Origin of the sequence: Coleofasciculus sp. (genome assembly GCF_046565525.1) — a bacterium.
Classification (GTDB): Bacteria; Cyanobacteriota; Cyanobacteriia; order Cyanobacteriales; family Coleofasciculaceae; genus Coleofasciculus.
Map to the genome: position 1 here is coordinate 1 of NZ_JBKHUP010000139.1, position 17704 is coordinate 17704.

A 17704-nucleotide genomic window follows, 5' to 3' on the forward strand; every position below is an offset into this window, starting at 1 on the left:
GCTACCTAGACGGTTCGCTCGGTTTCATCTCCCAGCTAAAGAGCGTGGGAGCCTTCACCCATCGCTTTTCCGGTAATAAGTTAATTGTAGGGGCGGGTTTTACGGATAAGCTTTGACAAAAACCAATAACTTGACTAAACCCGCCCTTATTCAAGTTTAGGGGCGAGGTCAACCCGGAGCGAGTGTCAGAACGCCTTCTTCTATTGCATAAGTTGCGCGGTTAAATAAAAATGGGATAATCTGTGGCTACTTATCAACAAGCATTTCCCATGTCAGTAGCAGAGCGGATTATAGTCCCGTTGGATGTACCTACCGAAGCCCACGCGATCGCTCTCGTGGAACAATTACCCCAAGTGAGGTTCTGGAAAGTAGGACTGGAGCTATTTGTCAGTAGTGGATCTGCGATTCTTCAGATTCTCAAAGATCGGCAAAAACGGATCTTTTTAGATCTAAAGTTTCACGATATTCCTAATACAGTAGCTGGGGCGACACGGGCGGCTGCTGGGTACGGCGTAGATTTACTGACAATTCATGCCGTAGCTGGTTCCATGGCGCTCAAAGGGGCGGTAGCAGCAGCGAAGCAAGGAGCAGAAGCCGCCGCCTGTTCACCACCGAAATTAATTGGAATTTCCCTACTTACCAGTTTGAACTCGCGAGATTTAGCCTTTGATTTAAAAGTTCCGATTGAGTTACCCGAATACGCCCTACAGATGGCGCTTTTGGCGCAAAAAGCCGGATTAAATGGGGCAGTCTGTTCGCCCCAAGAAGTGTCCCAGCTTCGACAAGTGTGTGGCGATGACTTTCTCCTGGTTTGTCCCGGTGTCCGTCCCAGTTGGTCTGAACAGGGCGATCAACAGCGCTCAATGACGCCAGCAGATACCCTGAAAGCGGGAGCTGATTACTTGGTGATTGGACGACCCATCACGGCGGCGCCTGACCCCGTTGCTGCTTGGGAGAGAATTTGCCAGGAGTTAAATGAAGTCATCAGTTATCAGTAATCAGTCAATTGTCAGGGCGGGTTTATAGCAAGACAACTCCCTATGAATCTTAAGTTGATCCAATGCCTAACAGTTGCCTATTGGCTAGGATTCCAGATGGATGGTAGAGCATTTAATACCGATTACATCCTCGGCTCACAAACGCTGAAGATGAAACCGACAGAGCAAATCGTCCTCCCCTGTACCCCTACATTCCTGCATCCTTGTACCCCTAAACCTATACTTCTGGCTCAATCTTCGACTTGTCCGGAGGATGTAGAAACGTTAACATCTCTGATGCTGCGGGATTTGCCTAACTATGCGAATCGGGTGATTCAGCGATCGCGACCTGTAAATGAGGATATTGATATCAATCTATATATCATCGTGGCAGGGCGGGCGGAATTTCAACCCCTGACCCTTGGTCCTGGTTCCTATAATTCTGTGACAACTGCCAACGTAGAACCCCCGCAGCAAGTGTTTTTCACTACTCTAGAACGCCAATATGTCGAGGGAGGTGCAATTGAAACCCAAAGTTTTCACTGGCTCTTTTTAACCCATACCGATAGTGGATGGCGCTTGGCTCTGATGTTTACGCGCCTAGGTTCAGCTTCACCAGAACGCCCACCAACGCCGCCGCGAGAGAGTAGTGATGGTATTATGGGTCGAGCCGTGCAGCTCTGGTTGCGAGATTGTCGGGCGGGCGCAATTCAAGTCTCCTACAGATAGTGGTTTATCTTACAATTGAAATTATAAATTAGTGCTGAATCTGTTAAATTTTATTGAGGGCATTTTGGTAAATACCTCAACTCCAGTCTTTAATTTTCCTTTGATAGTGCCAGATTAATGCCCGATAATTTGCGACAAACTATTGCTCTTTACATAGAAGATATTGAATCGCCTGTGGGTAGGCGATTCAACTTGCTGATTATGGGGTTAATCCTCTTATCTTCAGCAATTTTCGTGTGCGAGACTTATCCCATACCGCCGCTGCTTCGCCTAAGTCTGGATATTATTGACCGAATTATATTAATTGTTTTTGTCGTTGAGTATTTACTCCGATTTTGGGTCGCTGAGTCTAAACTTGATTTCTTTTTTAGCCCAGTTTCTCTCATCGATCTAATCGCGATTGTACCTTTCTTTCTCGGCGTCACTGATATCCGATTTATTTTGATTTTCCGCTGGTTCCGTATTTTAAGGTTAATCCGTTTCCTAAGTTTGAAAATTTATGTTTTTAGAATTGGCAATCAAGATAGTATTATCTTAGCTCGGATATTATTCACATTGTTTACAATAATATTTGTTTACTCTGGATTAATTTATCAAGTTGAACATGGAGTCAATCCCAAGAACTTTAACACATTTTTAGATGCATTATATTTCGCCGTAGTCACGATGACCACAGTTGGGTTTGGTGACCTCACACCAATTTCAGAAGGGGGTCGATTACTAACAGTGCTGATGATTTTGACAGGTATTGCTCTCATTCCTTGGCAATTGGGAGATTTAGTCAAGTATTTACTGAAAACGGCTAACCAAGTAGAGAAAGTCTGTGCCGGGTGTGGTTTGCCGTTTCATGATTCTGATGCTGAGTTTTGTAAAATTTGTGGGACTAAATTAGAGCAGGCTGATTTATTTAAATCTTGATTGTTCATTAATTAAGTGTTTATGCAATCTGTCATTAGATAGAGATATTTAATTTTAACTTAAAACTTTGGGTAGACAGGATGAATAGATCATTAGAGTTAGGATTTATTAATCATACTCGTTCATAAAAAACAGTTATTTCCTAAAAAGACATGGTAAAAAATAAATTGAACTACCTGAAAAAATTAATCAGTCCTATGGGAGTTGCTTATACAAGTCTTTTCTTGACTTTTCCCGCATTAGCACTCCTTGGTTCTTATTCTAGTCCTTCGCCTAACTATCGAGAGCGTCCTCAGTATAATACTGAATTAATGGTGCAAGTTCGGAAATTTTTGGCTCAAAATCAACCCGACAATACACCATCTAATAATGGAGTAGTAATGAACCCACCTTCACCGGAAAATGAATAGTGGGAGTATTCTTGCTAAATCAAGGTAAATCGTCGATTTCCTGATACAGTTCCTCTAAATCCTGCTGTTGAGTCCGTCGCGAACGCCGTCGATACTTCTTTGTTTCTAACTTGGGTTCGTAGTGCGTTTGTCCTTTTCCTTTTGTTTTCGCCTTAAGAGTGGACTCTGGATCAGCTTGTTGGTGCAACCGTTCCTGACGCGCGATCGCTTCCTCTAAGAAACCCAGATAATGATCATAGCGTTCCCACTCTCCCCGTACCGCACAGTTGGGTTCATCTCGATGTAAGCAATCACTAAATTGGCAATTGGCTACTGCTAACCGTTGTTGTGCTTCGGGAAAGTAATGGATTAAATTGGCTGGCGTGCAATCCAAGTCAGGCTGATTAAATCCCGGCGTATCTGCCAATAAACCCCCTTGGGGTAACTCAAATAATTCCACATGGCGGGTGGTGTGGCGTCCTCGCCCTAATTTTCCGGTTACTTTTCCCACTCGTAGGTTAGCTTCAGGGGCAAGTTGGTTAATTAAGCTGGATTTCCCCACTCCAGACAATCCCGCTAAGACCGTAATTTTTTGGTTTAAGCGATCGCTGAGTTCTGCTAAACCTATATTATTGTAAACACTGATAAATATGGGTTGGTATCCCCAAGCTTTCAAGCGCTGCTGCCACTGCTGTTGTTCTTCTTTTGTGACTAAATCGCTTTTATTCAGACACAAGCACACCTGGAAACCCGTTGATTCTGCCTTGACTAAAAAGCGACTCAGTTGATAGGGATCAAGGGTAGGTTCTTCTAACGCAAAGACCAGGAGAATTTGTTCAGCATTAGCAACGGGAGGACGATCCAGTTGGGTAATCCTAGGGAGAACATCCGCGATCGCACCTCGATTCCCTGTCCAGTCCGGTTCTTCGATGACAACGCGATCGCCCACCATGACCCGTTGACCAATTTTTTTCAATCGGGAACGACGAGTACATAATAGTGTAGAGACGTAGCAGGCTACGTCTAAATTTTGATCACAATTCGACTCTAACCTGACCTCATAGAAATTAGCCTGAACTGCCAGAACTGTCCCCAATAAGGGGGGAGATAACTCAGACGGTGGGATATCTACTATCTCACTCATGCAGAGGCTTGAGGACGCCGTACTTTTAGGGCAAAGTAGTCTGTGTGATTTTCGAGTGCCTCTATGGGGTAACCTTCCATCGCCAAACTATCGGGAACCTGTTCAATGGGTTCCCCCGGATCAAGCCACACTTCCAATAAAGATCCGGGCGTCATTTGTTCTAGACGTAGCTTAGTTCGCACAAAGTTAATTGGGCAAGGTGTTCCTCGCAAATCCAGTTGAGCATCGGGTGTCTGATTAATTGTCGATACCGTTGGCTTACTCATCCGCGAAACAGTCCTCCCAAAAAGTCTTCTAGACCGCCTTTGCCGGTGCGATCGCCTTTAATTTTTGCCAGCTTCTCGAGCAACTCCCGTTCCTCCGTCGTGATCCGGGTGGGAATGTCTATTTGAATCGTAATCAAATGGTCGCCCCGACTCACAGGATTCCCTAATTTTGGCACACCATGATTTTCCAACGTTAACACCGTATTCGGTTGGGTTCCTGGGGGAATCTTCAACTCCACCGGACCATCGACGGTATTAATCTGTAGACGACAGCCTAAAATAGCTTGTAAGTAGCTAATTTTCAGATCAGACAGAATATTAATTCCATCCCGCTGAAATTCAGCATCTTCCTCAACAAATAGGTAGACATATAAATCTCCTGGAGGACCACCGCGCGATCCCGCATCTCCTTCTTTAGAAACCCGCAGCCTGGTTCCATTATCCACACCAGGTGGAACCGTAATTTTCAGCTTTTTGGTTTCTTGTTTGCGACCTGATCCCCCACAGGTTTCACACTTATCCTCAATCACCTGTCCTTCGCCGTTACAAGTGGGACAGACTGAAACTTGAGTGAAACTGCCAAAGGGGGTACGAGTAGCGCGACGCACTTGTCCTGTACCGCTACAGGTCGAACAGGTACGTGGTCGAGTTCCCGGTTTTGCTCCGGTACCGTTACAGGTATTACAGGTTTCTTGGTGAGGAATCCGAATTTCCTTTTCCCCACCGAATACAGCTTCCCGGAATTCCAGCTTCAAGTCTAGGCGCAGGTCATCCCCTCGCACAGGTCCACCACGCCGACGCGCCGTTTGCTGACCCGCACCACCAGCAAAACCACTGAAGAAGCTTTCAAAGATATCGGCAAAACCCATATCCCCAAAATCGGGATAGCCAGCTCCAGCACCTGATGATACACCCGCCTCGCCAAAGCGGTCGTATCGTGCCTTCATCTCTGGTTCGGAAAGGATTTCGTAAGCTCGATTAATTTCTTTAAATCGCTCTTCCGCTCCTTGTTCCTTGTTAACGTCTGGGTGGTACTTCCGGGCAAGGCGACGGTAAGCCCGCTTTATTTCTTCTTTGTCAGCGTCGCGAGAGACGCCGAGAACGTCATAGTAGTCAGGCATAGAGCAATGCGGGAGGGTTGGATTACGTTAGGGGGTGGGTTGATAGTGATAGTCTGTTCAGGAGATCGGCTTGAGCGCCACCGATGGCTGATATCCGGCTCACCTGCACGTCTATCCATTTTGGATCAAAAAACCAACGAATTGCTACTTCCATTTATGCATTACCTTAGTCAACTGTTTCATAGTCAGCATTATTTACGGTTTCATCCTCAAAGTTAAGAATTAACTCTTCTTCTTCGGGTTCCGATTCTGAGGGTTCACTAACCTCTACTGGTGAAGCAAGTTCTTCCTCGCTTTCGCTAATCTCATCGGGTTCCAAATCGGGCGCACTTTGCTGGTAGACGGCTGCACCAATAGTAAACAGCGTTTGTTGGAAATCTTCCAGTTGCTGTTTAACGTCCTCAACCGTAATCGAGGGGTCTTTGAGCGCAGCTTGTAGCTTTTGCTTTTTCTTCTCTCCCTGCGCCTTCAAGTCCTCACGTACCAAATCGGCATTGTCTTTTAGGGTCGATTCGTAACTGTAGAAGAGGCTTTCGGCTTGATTTTTCAGTTCCACCAGTTGCATCCGACGGCGGTCTTCTTCGGCATATTGCTCTGCTTCTTGGCGCATCCGTTCCACTTCGCCACCACTTAATCCACCGGTGTTGGTAATTCGGATGCTTTGCTCTCTTCCTGTACCTTTATCCGCCGCTGAGACGTTAAGAATTCCATTGACATCGATATCAAAGGATACCTCAATTTGAGGCACACCTCGGGGAGCCGGAGGAATGCCTGCTAGTAGAAACTTACCCAAGCTTTTGTTATCACGAGCCATCGCCCGTTCACCCTGGAGGACGTGAATTTCCACAGAGGTTTGCCCGTCCGTCGCCGTGGAAAAGATTTGGGATTTACTGGTGGGTATTGTGGTGTTACGCTCGATAATTTTGGTGAAAACTTCGCCCAAGGTTTCAATTCCCAGTGAGAGCGGGGTCACGTCTAGCAACAGCAAGTCTTCAACTTCACCGCCCAAGATGCCCCCTTGAATAGCTGCACCTAGGGCAACGGCTTCATCGGGGTTGACTGATTTATCTGGCTGGCGACCGCCGAAAAACTTACTAATCGCTTTCTGGACGGCTGGGATGCGAGTCGAACCCCCGACCAGCAGAATCCGGTCGATATCATCGGGCTTAAGTTCACCATCTTTGAGCGCCTGTTTTACGGGTTCGATTGTACCTTTAATCAGGTCGATCGCCAGTTCTTCAAACTTCGCTCGTGACAATTCCATCTCTAGATGTTTCGGACCCGTTTCATCTGCCGTAATAAACGGCAGGTTGATCGAGGTGTTCAACATACTAGAGAGTTCAATTTTTGCCTTTTCTGCGGCTTCTCGCAAGCGCTGTAACGCCATCTTATCGGCGCCGATATCGATGCCTTCTTGTTCCTTGAACTGCTCAATCATCCAGCGCACGATTACGTTATCGAAGTCATCGCCTCCTAAATGGTTGTTGCCAGACGTGGCTTTGACTTCAAATACGCCGTCACCCAGTTGCATGACCGAGACATCGAATGTACCGCCGCCTAAGTCAAAGACGAGGACTTGTTGTTCTTGGTCTTGCTTATCCAGACCATAAGCCAACGCTGCTGCGGTTGGTTCGTTGATGATCCGCAGCACTTCTAGACCTGCGATGGTTCCAGAATCTTTGGTGGCTTGCCGCTGAGCATCGGTAAAATAGGCAGGTACCGTGATTACCGCTTGTTCTACGGGTTCACCGAGAAAGTTTTCGGCATCGGCTTTGAGCTTTTGCAGGATCATGGCAGAGATTTCCTGCGGCGTATACTGATGGGAGCGGATTTGGACATCAACGGTATCGTCGCGACCCTTGATACAGGTATAAGGAACTCGCGATCGCTCCTCTACCGTGTCATCCCATCGACGACCAATAAACCGTTTAATACTATGGACAGTATTTTCAGCATTGGGAACTGCCTGACGCTTCGCCAGTTGACCAACCAAGCGCTCATTCGATTTGCCAAATCCCACAATACTCGGTGTGGTTCGTCCGCCTTCCGTGTTGGAAATGACGAGGGGCTGACCTCCTTCCAGGACAGCCACGCAACTATTCGTTGTGCCCAGGTCGATGCCAATGACTTTTCCCATAGCGCTTCGGCCTATTTGATCGGTAAGGTTTTCTTCTTTAGGTGGTAATCTGTGGCTACAGAACTCGCCTGATGTTCGCTCAACCGTTTTTTTCGGGTTGATTAAACCAGCTACAGCTACTTAGACAAGATCTATTTTAGAGACAGACAAGTCGGGCAGGTATACCCCTGCCGCTTAAGTTTCTGGTTCTGCCGAGGTGTCCTCCTCTGAGGTTACCATGGGTTCTGGAGCCGCAGCAACTTTAACCATGGCATGGCGCAGCACGCGATCGCCTAAGAAATAGCCACGAATAAGCTGTTCCATGACGATTCCTTCGCCGTATTCATCGCTCGGCTGCCGCATCACCGCTTCGTGGAAATTGGGATCAAACTCCATTCCTTCCGGACGCATCGGCGAAACCCCTAAGCGTTTGAAGGCCTCCACGAGTTGCTTGTAAATTGCCTGATAACTCTTATGCACCGCCATCTCCCCATCATTTTGAGGTTTGATGTGCGATCGCGCCCGATCAAAGTTATCGACGACGGATAATAACTCGCCCAGAGTATTACGCTTAACTTGATGTTCTAAATCTTCTTTTTCTTTCGCCGTCCGCTTGCGGAAGTTATCAAAATCGGCAGCCATCCGCATGGATTGGGTTTTAAAGGCTTCAAATTGCTGATTAATTTCCTCAATTTGAGCTTTAAGGAGTTCATTTTCCTGCTTTAAGGTTTCGATAACCGCGACATCCTCCTGACTCGGCAATCCGGCGGAGTCTGATTCAGCAGACTCACTCTCTACACCTTGCCCTGCCGAAGTTTTTGTCGCTTCGGTTGTCACTTCAGAGGTTGCCGCTTCTGCCGTTGATGGTGACTCAACCTCAGGTTGTGTCCCAACCTCCACCTCGGAAGTTGCCTCATTTAAATCGGGGTTATCTGAATTCACTGCCTTATGCTTATCTGTTTGTTGCAACGTAGTATTTTGTTGTTTTTCTTCGTCACTCATGATTCACTCGTACTAAAAACTTGATCAATCTCCTGCTCCTTCTAGGATGGCAACGTTTACCTTGCCCAGATTAACGGCAAGATTTAGGGTAGGCTAAAGCCCCAGGCATCAAGTCGGGATTGCTACCTCCTCAAATCCTAGTACATACTGGTGAAAATTGTCTGTTAATGTCTATTGATTCAATAGCACCTGAACAGGATTTCCCGGAGCATGTTCCAGAGGTTAGCCACGTCTGGGAGACGGGGAGTATTTTTCCGGCTGGGTATTTGCCGCCACCCTGCACGAGTAGAGCAACCCTAACCTAGAGATGGGCGAGACTGAGTTTAATTCCAAGGGGTGTAAAACGGTTAAGATAAAACTTGTGGCGGTATCCCCATTTATAATAAGGAATAGAGTATTCTATCAGGGTATAGAGGACTAATTTTGACTTCAGTCAGAATTCTATCACGTTTAGATTATCTGAAGACTAGCATTTCACCCTTGCCAGGATATTGGTAACTCCAGCATGTTGGCATCCGACCTTATTCACGCCTCAAAGTGTTTCCCAGCATGGATACTCTGATCTAAACCCAGTGAGAAGGGAGCCATCCTGAGATCTGTCCAGCCATTTTATTTGAATCGGCGGCAAGGCGAATGGGGTTACCGTTGCCTTTTTCTCCAGTACGACAAAAGCTAAAACTTTTAGGATTTCTGTAATCTTTAAGGAGATAGTCTCACCCACTATGACTCAATCCCCATCATCATCAGCAAGACGTGCCCTTGTTGTCAAAAACGATTTTTCGCCCTTTGGAAATAAACTAGTTCAATCGGGTTACGTTGATGACGGTCAAATGCGGCAGGCATTGGCGGAAAGCCGTAAGTCAGGACGACCTCTAACCGATGTCGTTGAATCAATTACCGGGCGTCAGTTGCCACCCGACTTAGTGCGTCAGTACAAGAAACAGCAACTATTTGAACTAAAAATACTTTACGGTGTTGAATCTCTCGATCCGGAACTTAGTGAAATTTCAGGTCACCAAGTCAAGGAACTCATAGAAAGTTTGATTCCCATTGACATCTGTAGTCGCTATCGCTTGGTGCCATTATCCAAGAATGACACACAACCGCCATCGGTTCTGGTGGCAATGGTTGATCCGGATAATCTCGACGCCCAAGATGATCTGAACCGGATTCTGCGCCCTCAAGGGATTGGGCTACGGCGGATGGTGATTACCCAAGAAGACTATCAGCATCTGATTAATCAATATCGCGATAAAAAACTGGCACAAGAGAAGGAACAGGAAGCTGCCAAGCAGACAGACATCAGTAAGGATCTTGAGAATCTTGACACCCTTTCCGATGCACCGGACGAAACAGAAGCAGATTTAGGGGCAGCCCTGAATGAAGCCGGTGGTGCCCCGGTGATTAACTTGGTGAATAGAATCCTCGCCAAAGCCCTGCAAGAGGACGTATCGGACATTCACATCGAACCCCAGGAGGAATACTTACGTGTTCGCTTCCGCAAAGACGGCGTACTGAGGCAAGCCTTTGAACCCTTACCCAAAAAGATTAAAGATGCCGTTGCTGCTCGCTTCAAAATTATGTCAGATTTGGACATCGCTGAACGCCGAGTACCTCAAGATGGCAGAATTCGGCGCATGTTCCAAGGGCGCAAGGTTGACTTCCGGGTCAGTACCCTACCCAGCCGCTATGGTGAGAAGATTGTCCTGCGGATTTTAGATAACTCTAGCACCCAACTCGGTTTGGACATTCTGATCACTGACCCAGAAAGCTTGGAAATTGTCAGGGAAATGGCAGCACGCCCCTTTGGGTTGATCTTGGTCACGGGTCCGACGGGTTCCGGTAAATCCACAACCCTATATTCTATGCTGGCTGAGCGCAATGATCCAGGCGTCAATATCAGCACAGCAGAAGATCCAATTGAGTATTCCTTACCCGGTATTACCCAGGTGCAGGTACTGCGGGAAAAAGGGATGGACTTTGCCTCAATTCTGCGCTCATTTCTACGGCAAGACCCAGATGTGATTCTGGTGGGTGAGACGCGCGATAAGGAAACCGCGAAAACCGCGATTGAAGCGGCGCTCACGGGACACTTAGTCTTAACCACTCTCCATACCAATGACGCGGCAGGCGCCATCCCCCGCCTAGATGAAATGGGAGTTGAACCGTTCATGGTGTCGGGTGCGCTGCTAGGTGTGTTAGCCCAGCGCCTGATGCGGCGGGTTTGTTCGGAGTGCCGCACACCTTACCAACCTAGTGCGGCTGAACTGGCTCGATTTGGTTTAACTGCTTCCAGCGAAGGAGAAGTCACCTTATATAAAGCCAATACCCTACAACCCGATGAAATTTCCGAAGCTCGTTCTAAAGGAACACTCTGTCCAAAATGTAATGGGATCGGATACAAAGGACGAGTGGGTGTGTATGAAGTCATGCGGATGACCGAACGACTGCAAACCCTTATTAACGAAGGCGCGCCTGCCGAACGGCTGAAAGAAGCAGCGGTTGAGGAAGGGATGAAAACCTTATTATTCTATAGTTTAAACCTGGTGCAGGACGGTCATACAACATTGGAAGAAGTAGAACGGGTAACCTTTACTGATTCTGGTCTTGAGGCAGAACTGAAAGCCAAACGCAAGCAATCCCTCTCCTGTAGTACTTGCGGCGCCGGGTTACAACCGGAGTGGTTAGACTGTCCGTATTGTATGACCCCGCGCTTCCGTGACTAACTGTTGCGGCTATTCATGAATTGTTGTTGGCTTTAACCCCCAACAACAATTGATTCGGAAACAAACACTGATAACCAACAACTGATTCGTATTGGGAGACAACACCATGGCAATGGATTTAATTATTGAAGACTTGATGGAGCAGCTCATTGAAATGGGTGGCTCAGATATGCATATTCAAGCTGGGGCACCTGTCTATTTCCGTATCAGTGGTAAACTCCAACCCTTCGGGGAAGACCCCCTGAATCCCCAAGAATGTCAGAAGCTGATCTTCAGTATGCTCAATAACAGTCAGCGCAAGGAATTGGAGCAGAACTGGGAATTGGATTGCTCTTATGGAGTGAAGGGATTGGCTCGCTTCCGGGTCAATGTTTATAAAGAGCGGGGTTACTACGCGGCTTGCTTGCGAGCGTTGTCCTCCAAGATTCCCAACTTTGATCAGTTAGGTCTGCCTGATATTGTTCGGGAAATGAGCGAACGTCCTCGGGGATTAGTACTGGTTACCGGACCAACAGGTTCGGGAAAAACCACCACACTGGCGGCAATGGTTGATTTAATTAATCGTACCCGACCCGAACATATTCTTACCGTCGAAGACCCGATTGAGTACGTCTTTCCCAATATTAAAAGCTTAGTTCACCAACGTCAAAAAGGTGAAGATACTAAAAGCTTTGCTAATGCGCTCAAAGCCGCCTTACGGGAAGACCCGGATGTGATTCTGGTCGGCGAGATGCGGGACTTGGAAACCATTTCCCTGGCAATTTCAGCCGCAGAAACAGGTCACTTGGTCATGGGAACTTTGCACACCAGTTCCGCCTCTCAAACCGTAAACCGGATGCTGGACGTGTTCCCCCCTGAACAACAACCTCAAGTTCAAGCTCAGCTCTCAAACTCCTTAGTCGCCGTCTTCAGTCAAACCCTAGTACCCAAGAAAAACCCGAAACCCGGTGAGTTTGGTCGGGCAATGGCACAGGAAATTATGATTGTCACCCCGGCTATCTCTAACCTAATCCGTGAAGGGAAAGTTGCCCAAATGTATTCCGCCATCCAAACCGGGATGAAAATGGGCATGATCACCATGGAACAGACGTTGGCAAATTTAGTCAAACAAGGAACAATTTCCTTTGAAACAGCCGTGTCCAAGAGTTCTAAGCCCGACGAGTTACAGCGTATTCTCGGTGGAGCCGCCGGAGTGGCTGCAGGGGGCGGTAAAGTTGGTGCTAAGACTCGCTAAGTTATCGGGGTTAGTTTTTTCGTGAACAAAAAACATCACGAAAAAACTAGCCCTTCCCTTTAATTCTTTTTTCATTCAGACGCAAGCCATGCCTACCTTCATTGCTGAGGTTCGGGATTCCAAAGGAAACGCCAAAAAAGAGAAAGTGAAAGCTCTCTCTACTGATCAAGCCCGCGCCCACTTTCAAAATAAATATCCGACTGTTGGTAGTATTCAGAAAGCTTTTAGCCTGGAAGACCTGAATTTAGACGCAATCCAGGAAAAGATGACGAGTGTCAGTGTTAAAGACCGAGCCGTCTTTTCCCGGCAATTTGCGGTAATGGTGAATGCTGGAGTTGCCATCGTTCGCTGTCTGGGTATCTTATCTGAACAATGTGCCAATCCCAAGCTAAAAAAAGCGCTGACTGCCATCAGTACCGAAGTCCAGCAGGGAACCAGTCTCTCCGATTCGATGCGGGAGCATCCCGCCTGCTTCGACCAACTTTATGTCAGTATGGTGCAAGCAGGCGAGGTTGGGGGTGTCCTGGATGAAGTTCTCAACCGATTAGCCAAGCTGCTCGAAGATATGGCGCGGCTGCAAAATCAGATTAAGTCGGCAATGACTTATCCTCTGGTGGTGGGTGGCTTTGCTGTACTGGTGTTTTTGGGAATGACCATTTTCCTCATCCCTATCTTTGCTGGGATTTTTGAAGAAATCGGCGGAACATTACCAGCCCTGACTGCCTTTATGCTCTGGTTGAGTGGTGTTCTCAGAAGCTGGTACGCCCTGATTCCAGTTGGGGTGATCATCGTTACCACGGTTGTCGTCAAGCAGTACTACAAAACTCCACCGGGTCGCCTGCAAATCGATGCACTGCTATTGAAAGTACCTCTGTTCGGTGAACTGAATGAAAAATCATCAGTTGCCCGGTTTTGCCGCGTCTTTGGCACGTTGACTCGTTCGGGGGTTCCTATTCTCAATGCATTAGATATTGTTCGGGATACGTCAGGAAACCAAGTGATTGCTAACGCTGTGGAAGCTGCCAAGCAGGAAATTCAGCAAGGGGGTTTGATCAGTGTTGCCATGCAAAATGAACAAGTTTTTCCCAGTTTGGCAATTCAGATGATTAGTGTTGGCGAAGAAACAGGGGAACTGGATTCAATGCTGATGAAGGTTGCTGATTTTTATGAAGATGAAGTTGAGCAAACCGTAAAAGCTTTGACCAGTATTTTAGAACCCGTGATGATTATTGTCATTGGGGGAATGGTGGGTACAATCCTGGTTTCTATGTATCTGCCCATGTTTAAAGTCTTTGAAACCTTGGGTTAAAAGGGGAAAGATTTCCAGTATATGGAGCGCCCATTCCTACAATCATCTGATCGTAGAGGATTTGCCGCGTTGATTCAGCTACTCGTACAGCACACAGGAAATCAAACAACCTTTCACGCCTTACTGAAACGCTTGCCAGGTAGGCATTTTCAATTTTGAAGGCGTGAATTTCTAGGGAACGGTACTAGCAACATGAGCAACCTCTACTGATTTTCCACGACTGTTCGTGAGTATTATTTAAACTAGTCAACAAGACGTTAGTGAATTGCCACTTATTTTAAAATGCCAGTTAAACAATCTAATTACGAAATCAGCTTAGCCGAATATAGCCACCATGAGGGGGCGCTAGGGCTGCTGAAGCAACATCGACCTTACCTGGAAATGATTCCTAGTATGCGCCGCCCTTCGGAAAGTGTGATCACAATTCCTCTACCCATTGTGCGCCTTCGTCATCTCCAATCATCGACAGGACATTCTAACCTGACAAGCTTGAACGGAACTGTTGGCTTACCCTGTGATGTTGTCATGTTGATGTGTGATCCGGAATGGAAAATAAAAATGGGGGTGGAAATTCTCATTTTCATCCATCGCCCCCATGAAGATTTTTCGGATTTATTGAGTCGTTGGCGTCAGACTCAAGTGTTGCTAGACAAAGATTATGAGTGGCTTATGCCCCCCCGCCATCAACACATTCTCAGCGAAGGCGTTGACCAGATTTATCCGTTATTCGTGATCTTCCCGGACACACCTCAACGAATTCAACGCGGTTTACGAGGTGCGGATTTACCTTTTGTCATGCAAAGTCCCGATTATGTGATGGAAGAGGAACAACCAGAAAGCTTGTCTACCGAACATCCACCTGCTTAGTGCAGGGGAGATGGGAGAGATGGGGGAGTTACTCTTGCATTCGCTCAGGGCGGGTTGAGTTCCATCTTTTGTGAGGTCAGAAACGATAATAGTGAAAAGAGCCCCTACAAACCCGGTTCCCTGAGCGAAGCGAAGGGTTCCCCAATCCCAAATCACCATAGACTATCGAACAAAGTGTGGCATCACTTCAGCCGCTGTTAATAGACCGTAAAGACCTCGTTGATGTAATGATATTCCTGCTTTGAGGTAGCCAAAGGCAGGACCACAGACATTAGCCGCCATACTGGTTTCGTCACCTAGAGTAAAGGTATGGGTTGAGATTTTGCCCTCAAAGGTTCGTCCTGTGACTTGGACATTCGTACTCAAGGGTTTTTTCGGATTACGGGTATCAACCACGCCGCCGACGGTGACGCGATCGCGAGAACATATCCCGGCTAATTCTAACATCACATCATCGGCATGTTCCATATTCTCTAAGGTGATAATGCCATTGGTTTGATCCAGGAGGGCTTCGACATCCGCATCACTCATCTGACGTGCCTGTTCTACATCGTAGCCGGGAAGATGGGCAATATCTTCTCGAATCGTGGCTCGATAGGCTTCCCAATTAGCAATACCCACACCAAAGGTAATGTTAACGCTATGAATTTCAGCATAGCTTTGAGCCGCGATCGCAGCAGCAGCCGTTAACAGTCCTGGTGTAGCCCCACATCCCGCCATGTAGGTGATTCCCGCCCCTTGGAGTTCATCTTTCATGGCGAGTAACTGTTCCACCGCACTGGTGCGCTTGAGGGCGTCTACGAGTACTCCACGCCACCCTGATTGGATAAACTGACGGGCAACCGATGCCATAAACGTATTCGGCAAATTGGGTAGGGCAAGGAAATATCCATCCACCGCCGCGTTTTCGATTAAGTCGGCAATTGTGTTGTTGCTGAGAGTGCCTGCGGGTTCTAGATAACCCAGTGACCCTTGATTATGATACATTGCGATCGCGCGATCGGGATCTAACCCAGTAGCATTGTATGCCCAGCCCTGTTTATCAGCAGCAGCTACCCAAATCATCTCACGTTTACCAGCCAGCACTCTAGCCGCCGCTTGTCCTAATCCGCCAAAGCCTAAAATACCGACTCGAATGGGTTTGTTTACCGTAGAATCCATCGAATTCATCAATTGCGTCTCACTCAACAAATTTCTATTATCTACCCCATCTCCCTCATCTCCCAGACACGCCAGGACGAAGCATTCGCGTTTAAACTTGAGTAGAAACCCGATAAATTTGGGCGCGAACATTTCCCAGACGTACCATGGCACTCCGCCCCTCTGGGATTGGGCGAAGCATTCGCGTTTAAACTTGAGTAGAAACCCGATAAATTTGGGCGCGAATGCTTCGCCCCTACAGAATCTCCATGTATATTTTTGTTAAGAACGGAGTTTGGATAATTCTGCCGCTTGACTGGGAGGGAAAGATACGCGAAACTTAACAAAAGGTTAGTGTATGATACTAATCAAGTATTAATTTCTGTTAAATTTTGATTCGCTATGATGCGAATAATAACGAGAGACTACTCAACTAGCGAGAGAGCTGGTTAGGTAGGCTCACAGGCTGTAGCTGAATTGGTGTTACAGCATAGAACTGGAGGACTGACCCAACCGTTAACAAACTGATGGAAACCTTAGAATTTGTCATTTATCCAGATGGTCGAGTGCAAGAGAAAGTCACGGGTATCGTTGGCGCCTCTTGTGCAGAAGTGACCGCTGCCATTGAAGCTCAGTTGGGGCAAGTCGTCTCAATGGAGCATACATCTGAGTACTTTACCCAACCGACTCAGCAGTCGGCAACAGCAACGGCGCAAGCGACCTATAGCTCTTGGTAAGTTTTTTTGTTCAATTAGCTTTCTTTAACCAAAATGTCACATTTTAGCAACATAAAAACTCAAATCCGCAACCTTACCTCTTTACAATCGGCGTTAACTGACCTGGGCGTAGACTGGGAAGCAGGTCCGAGTGAAGTGCGTGGGTATCGCGGTCAAACCCGAACCGCCGAAGTTGTCATCGAACAAGAGAATAACTATGACGTCGGTTTTGCCTGGAATGGTAAAGAATACGAGCTGGTTGCAGACCTACAATACTGGCAACAGCCTTTATCCGTAGAGGGTTTCCTCAACCGTATCACCCAGCGGTATGCGTTTCATACCGTAATGAGTGAAACTGCCAAGCAAGGGTTTCAAGTTGCCCAACAAGAAAATAATCAAGATGGTTCAATCCGTTTAGTCGTCCAACGCTGGAGTGCGTAATGTCTGATTTCTCCCCGACACCAGAGCGTTCAGGTTTAGAACCCGAACTCGGCGGCGTCTTCCGAGATGCACCAGAGCGTTCAGGTTTAGAACCCGAACTCGGTGGTGAGCTGCGACAGAAAGGTGTTTATGTCGATGAAATCACTTGTATTGGCTGTAAGCATTGTGCCCATACAGCTCACAATACATTTTACATCGAGCCAGATCATGGGCGAGCGCGTGTCTTTCGCCAAGATGGGGACCCAGAAGATTTAATCCAAGAAGCGATTGATACCTGTCCCGTTAATTGCATCAACTGGGTAGACTATACCGAACTCAAGCAGCTAGAAGAAGAGCGAGAGTTTCAGGTTATTCCAGTTGCTGGATTTCCGATTGATTCGGCTGTCGTGGCGACCAAAATGCGGCGCAAGAAAGCGCTTAAGCAATATAAGGCAAAAACACGCAAAAAAAAATAGACTTTTTGTTACAGTCTCTGGTACAACAAACCTCGATGGTTCATTGCCGTTGAGGTTTTTTTGTCATTGGTTATTTGGTAAGGATTCAGGTCTGTGTTTAGCTTATTAATCAGCCTGGGGGCGCTCGCCGTGACCAAATAACTTTGAAAGGGAC

Annotated in this window: 19 protein-coding genes; 12 read left to right on the plus strand and 7 right to left on the minus strand. The window is 47.2% G+C overall.

The annotated features are described in order from the left end of the window. Positions 1–269: 269 nt before the first annotated feature. The 4 genes from pyrF (at position 270) to ACLGGO_RS31505 (ending at position 3034) form a co-directional block, all read left to right on the plus strand. Positions 270–998 (plus strand): orotidine-5'-phosphate decarboxylase, encoded by a 729-nt coding sequence (gene pyrF, locus ACLGGO_RS31490; RefSeq protein WP_446422270.1) that lies wholly within the window; start codon positions 270–272, stop codon positions 996–998. A gap of 42 nt (positions 999–1040) precedes the next feature. Continuing rightward, complete coding sequence (locus tag ACLGGO_RS31495; RefSeq protein ID WP_446422261.1) at positions 1041–1706, plus strand: hypothetical protein; 666 nt, start codon at positions 1041–1043, stop codon at positions 1704–1706. A gap of 117 nt (positions 1707–1823) precedes the next feature. Next, entirely contained in the window at positions 1824–2624 is an 801-nt protein-coding gene (locus tag ACLGGO_RS31500; RefSeq protein ID WP_446337966.1) for an ion transporter, read from the plus strand. Positions 2625–2776: 152 nt separating this feature from the next. Beyond that, positions 2777–3034 (plus strand): hypothetical protein, encoded by a 258-nt coding sequence (locus tag ACLGGO_RS31505; RefSeq protein ID WP_446337967.1) that lies wholly within the window; start codon positions 2777–2779, stop codon positions 3032–3034. 19 nt (positions 3035–3053) lie between these two features. Here the strand turns inward: ACLGGO_RS31505 and rsgA are convergent, their stop codons facing one another. From rsgA to grpE, 6 genes are all read right to left on the minus strand, one after another. After that, complete coding sequence (rsgA, locus tag ACLGGO_RS31510; RefSeq protein ID WP_446337968.1) at positions 3054–4157, minus strand: small ribosomal subunit biogenesis GTPase RsgA; 1104 nt, start codon at positions 4155–4157, stop codon at positions 3054–3056. Further along, positions 4154–4423 (minus strand): sulfurtransferase TusA family protein, encoded by a 270-nt coding sequence (locus tag ACLGGO_RS31515; protein WP_446422262.1) that lies wholly within the window; start codon positions 4421–4423, stop codon positions 4154–4156. Before ACLGGO_RS31515 ends, rsgA begins: the two co-directional genes overlap by 4 nt. Further along, complete coding sequence (dnaJ, locus tag ACLGGO_RS31520) at positions 4420–5544, minus strand: molecular chaperone DnaJ (RefSeq protein WP_446337970.1); 1125 nt, start codon at positions 5542–5544, stop codon at positions 4420–4422. Before dnaJ ends, ACLGGO_RS31515 begins: the two co-directional genes overlap by 4 nt. A gap of 22 nt (positions 5545–5566) precedes the next feature. Further along, positions 5567–5698 (minus strand): hypothetical protein, encoded by a 132-nt coding sequence (locus tag ACLGGO_RS31525; RefSeq protein ID WP_446359274.1) that lies wholly within the window; start codon positions 5696–5698, stop codon positions 5567–5569. A 12-nt stretch (positions 5699–5710) separates the two neighbouring features. Continuing rightward, on the minus strand, positions 5711–7681 hold the full coding sequence (gene dnaK / locus ACLGGO_RS31530; RefSeq protein ID WP_446422263.1) for a molecular chaperone DnaK: 1971 nt from the start codon (positions 7679–7681) through the stop codon (positions 5711–5713). Between the two features lie 174 nt (positions 7682–7855). Further along, positions 7856–8662, minus strand: a complete 807-nt coding sequence (gene grpE, locus ACLGGO_RS31535) for a nucleotide exchange factor GrpE (protein ID WP_446422264.1) — start codon at positions 8660–8662, stop codon at positions 7856–7858. Between the two features lie 167 nt (positions 8663–8829). Here grpE and ACLGGO_RS31540 point away from each other — a divergent pair, with 167 nt between their 5' ends. The 5 genes from ACLGGO_RS31540 to ACLGGO_RS31560 all read left to right on the plus strand — a co-directional run bounded on the left by ACLGGO_RS31540 (position 8830) and on the right by ACLGGO_RS31560 (position 14798). Next, positions 8830–8967, plus strand: coding sequence for a hypothetical protein (locus tag ACLGGO_RS31540; RefSeq protein WP_446337974.1), 138 nt, complete (start codon positions 8830–8832; stop codon positions 8965–8967). A 417-nt stretch (positions 8968–9384) separates the two neighbouring features. Further along, positions 9385–11388 (plus strand): GspE/PulE family protein, encoded by a 2004-nt coding sequence (locus ACLGGO_RS31545; protein WP_446337975.1) that lies wholly within the window; start codon positions 9385–9387, stop codon positions 11386–11388. Between the two features lie 112 nt (positions 11389–11500). Next, positions 11501–12622: a type IV pilus twitching motility protein PilT gene (locus ACLGGO_RS31550; RefSeq protein WP_446337989.1), complete on the plus strand. Its 1122-nt coding sequence runs from the start codon at positions 11501–11503 to the stop codon at positions 12620–12622. 88 nt (positions 12623–12710) lie between these two features. Next, complete coding sequence (locus ACLGGO_RS31555; RefSeq protein ID WP_446337976.1) at positions 12711–13931, plus strand: type II secretion system F family protein; 1221 nt, start codon at positions 12711–12713, stop codon at positions 13929–13931. A 282-nt stretch (positions 13932–14213) separates the two neighbouring features. Beyond that, entirely contained in the window at positions 14214–14798 is a 585-nt protein-coding gene (locus tag ACLGGO_RS31560; protein ID WP_446422265.1) for a hypothetical protein, read from the plus strand. 162 nt (positions 14799–14960) lie between these two features. Here the strand turns inward: ACLGGO_RS31560 and bioU are convergent, their stop codons facing one another. After that, positions 14961–15968 carry a (S)-8-amino-7-oxononanoate synthase BioU gene (bioU, locus tag ACLGGO_RS31565; protein WP_446422266.1) on the minus strand — a complete coding sequence of 336 codons (1008 nt, stop codon included), beginning with the start codon at positions 15966–15968 and terminating at the stop codon, positions 14961–14963. Positions 15969–16465: 497 nt separating this feature from the next. On the opposite strand from bioU, the gene ACLGGO_RS31570 reads away from it, so the two are divergent. From ACLGGO_RS31570 to ACLGGO_RS31580, 3 genes are read left to right on the plus strand one after another with little or no spacing between them, the layout of a single operon-like run. Beyond that, entirely contained in the window at positions 16466–16675 is a 210-nt protein-coding gene (locus ACLGGO_RS31570; RefSeq protein ID WP_446422267.1) for a DUF2997 domain-containing protein, read from the plus strand. 33 nt (positions 16676–16708) lie between these two features. After that, positions 16709–17095: a DUF1257 domain-containing protein gene (locus tag ACLGGO_RS31575; RefSeq protein ID WP_446422268.1), complete on the plus strand. Its 387-nt coding sequence runs from the start codon at positions 16709–16711 to the stop codon at positions 17093–17095. After that, entirely contained in the window at positions 17095–17550 is a 456-nt protein-coding gene (locus ACLGGO_RS31580; RefSeq protein ID WP_446422269.1) for a ferredoxin, read from the plus strand. Before ACLGGO_RS31575 ends, ACLGGO_RS31580 begins: the two co-directional genes overlap by 1 nt. The last annotated feature ends 154 nt before the right edge of the window (positions 17551–17704 follow it).